General features: G+C 53.5%; 1 protein-coding gene and 1 pseudogene. One reads left to right on the forward strand and one right to left on the reverse strand.

Going from position 1 to position 505, the window contains the following annotated elements:
- Positions 1–3 precede the first annotated feature (3 nt).
- Positions 4–429, forward strand: a complete 426-nt coding sequence (locus ACYVAA_RS23095) for an AMP-binding protein (RefSeq protein WP_460546480.1) — start codon at positions 4–6, stop codon at positions 427–429.
- Here ACYVAA_RS23095 and ACYVAA_RS23100 read toward each other — a convergent pair.
- Positions 419–505 (reverse strand): annotated as a pseudogene (locus ACYVAA_RS23100) (methylmalonyl-CoA mutase family protein); the annotation flags it as partial. The gene ACYVAA_RS23095 and the pseudogene ACYVAA_RS23100 overlap by 11 nt on opposite strands.

Below are 505 nucleotides of genomic sequence, written 5' to 3' on the forward strand. Positions count from 1 at the left end.
CGCCTGTTACGCGAGGAAAGCGCGTGGATCCTGCAAAATAGCCAGGCGTGCCTGCTGGTAACCAGTGCGCAATTCTATCCTATGTATCAACAGATTCAGCAGGAAGATGCCACTCAATTGCGGCACATTTGCCTGACAGATGTGGCACTTCCCGCTGATGATGGCGTGAGTTCGTTTACTCAACTGAAAAATCAACAACCTGCCACCTTGTGCTATGCACCGCCGCTATCGACTGACGATACGGCGGAAATTCTCTTCACCTCCGGCACCACCTCCCGACCGAAAGGTGTGGTGATTACCCATTACAACCTGCGCTTCGCTGGATATTACTCCGCCTGGCAGTGTGCACTGCGTGACGATGACGTCTACCTGACGGTAATGCCTGCGTTTCATATCGATTGCCAGTGTACTGCGGCGATCGGTGGGTGACAAGGTCAAACGCAACGGAAAGACCTTTTTGCCCGGCGGCCAGGTTACGGCGATAAAAAGCGTTGGACTCTTTTGC

The sequence above is a fragment of the Echinicola sediminis genome (assembly GCF_054777495.1).